The 2,018-nt window shown below is 70.9% G+C and carries 3 protein-coding genes; 1 reads left to right on the top strand and 2 read right to left on the bottom strand.

Annotation, left to right across the window (positions count from 1 at the left end):
• Both ACOADB_RS24805 and ACOADB_RS24810 read right to left on the bottom strand, forming a co-directional pair.
• Positions 1–250: hypothetical protein (locus ACOADB_RS24805; RefSeq protein WP_378605156.1), on the bottom strand; the 250-nt coding region annotated here is incomplete at its 3' end.
• Entirely contained in the window at positions 247–1,155 is a 909-nt protein-coding gene (locus tag ACOADB_RS24810; protein WP_378605159.1) for a LysR family transcriptional regulator, read from the bottom strand. The genes ACOADB_RS24805 and ACOADB_RS24810, both read right to left, overlap by 4 nt.
• An 18-nt stretch (positions 1,156–1,173) precedes the next feature.
• On the opposite strand from ACOADB_RS24810, the gene ACOADB_RS24815 reads away from it, so the two are divergent.
• Positions 1,174–2,018, top strand: an 845-nt coding sequence (locus ACOADB_RS24815; RefSeq protein WP_378605162.1) for an EamA family transporter, incomplete at its 3' end; no start/stop codon positions are given.

Raw genomic sequence — 2,018 nt, forward strand, 5'->3', positions numbered from 1 at the left:
CGGCTGACGTCAGTCCCACCATCAGCTGCTGCCAGGTACGGCGCGGGATGAGGTATCCAGCGACGGCCACCAGGGACCACCCGATGGCTCCGAAGGCCATGGGATGGTCGAGAAGTCGGTCCGCCCACACGTACCTGTACTCGTAGGCGACGGCCGGCAACGCAATGACCGCAAGGAGCGTGCCCGCGGCAAGCAGTGCCCAGCTGCGGGTCCGGCGTGGCGACGCTGGCGCGATCGTGGTGGCGCTCATGGCTCGACGCCAGCTCCGACCTGATCGAACGCCGCCAGCACCGCCTGGACGGCGGGGGAGTCCGCCATGGTGCGGCGGTGCAACGCGTCGATCAGGCGGATCGGTTCCGGATCGGTCACGGGTACGGCGACCAGCTGGTCACCGAGCGGCGCGCGACCCATTCGCGGGACCAGTGCGACGCCGAGTCCTGCGGCGACGAGGGCGAGGTGCGAGTCGAACTCCGCTGACACGTGGGCGATCCGGGGCGGGCGGCCGGTGCCGTCGTACATCCGGGAGAGCCACTGGCGACAGATGGTGCCCTCGGGGGTGGCGATCCAGTCCACGTCGACCAGGTCGTGGGGTGTGACGCTGCGGCGGCGGGCGAGCGGGTCGTCGCAGTGGACGATCAGGTCGGCGACGTCGCCGTGCAGGGGAGTGGCGACCACGTGGTCGGGGATGGTCTGCGCGACGCCTCCCCAGCGGTGCACGATCCCGAGCTCGACCTGGCCGCTCGCCACGAGGTCGACGACGTCCCACGGCTCGCCCTCGCGCAGGGTGAGGGCCAGGTCGGGGTGGGCGTCGCGCAGGCCCCGGGCGATGGGTGCCACCAGGCCACGCATGGCGGTGGAGAACGCGGCGAGACGGATCCGGCCGGCAACGACACCGGCGCGCTGCTGCAGGTTGGTCTCGAGCAGCTCGAGATCAGAGAGGACCTGCTGGCCGGCGTCGACCAGGTGGTGGCCGTGGCTGGTGAGCATCACGCCGCGACCGACGCGTTCGAGCAGCGGCACGCCTGTCTGGCGCTCGAGCCGCTTGACCTGCTGGGAGATGGCACTGGGGGTGAAGCCGGTCGCGGCGGCCGCGGCGACGACCGAGCCGTGGGTGGCGACTGCCTGCAGACCGGCCAGGGCGTCCAGATCAATCATGTAGCAACGCTACATCAAATGGCACAGATCTATTCGCTGGTGCTTCATGGTCGTGGCGGCAATGCTGGTCACGTGAATCGCAAGGACCAGTCCCTCGCCGCGCTCGTCGCCGTGATCTGGGGCTTCAACTTCGTCGTGATCGACTGGGGCATGGGCGACGTACCGCCGCTGCTGTTCCTGGCCGCCCGCTTCCTCGCGGTGGTCGTGCCGGCGGTGTTCCTGCTCGACCCGCCGCCCGTGCCGTGGCGCACCGTCGCGGCCGTCGGTGTCTTCATGTCGCTCGGCCAGTTCGCCTTCCTGTACGTCGCCATGGACGCCGGCATGCCACCCGGGCTCGCCGGACTGGTGCTCCAGGCCCAGGTCGTGCTGACGATCCTGATCGCCACCGTGGTGCTCCGTGAACGGCCCACCCGTCCGCAGACGATCGGCGTCGTGCTCGGGGCCGCCGGACTGGTCGTCGTCGGCTTCGGCCGCGGCGGACACGTGCCCCTGATCGCGCTCGCGCTGTGCCTGATGGGTGCGCTGATGTGGGCCATCGGCAACGTCGTCTCCCGCGCGTCGGGCGCCACCGGGGGACTGGCGCTCACCGTCTGGTCGGCCCTCGTCGTCCCGATCCCGCTGATCGCACTGTCGATGGTCCTCGACGGACCGGGTGCGCTCGCCGACGGCGTCGCGGCGTTCGGCTGGAAGGCGGCCGTGTCCACGCTCTACACCGCGGGGCTGGCGTCGCTGGTCGGCTACGGCATCTTCAACGGACTGCTGTCGCGCAACACCTCGGCCTCGGTGGTGCCGTGGATCATGCTGGTGCCGCCGGTCGCGATCGGGTCCGCCTGGCTCCTCCTCGCCGAGGTGCCCTCGACCGG

Source organism: Nocardioides sp. CPCC 206348 (assembly GCF_048654705.1).
Classification (GTDB): domain Bacteria; phylum Actinomycetota; class Actinomycetes; order Propionibacteriales; family Nocardioidaceae; genus Nocardioides.

What these genes read in the sequence shown, in the direction of transcription:
- ACOADB_RS24810 (WP_378605159.1), bottom strand. Translation starts at nt 1,155, where the DNA reads ATGATTGATCTGGACGCCCTGGCCGGTCTGCAGGCAGTCGCCACCCAC.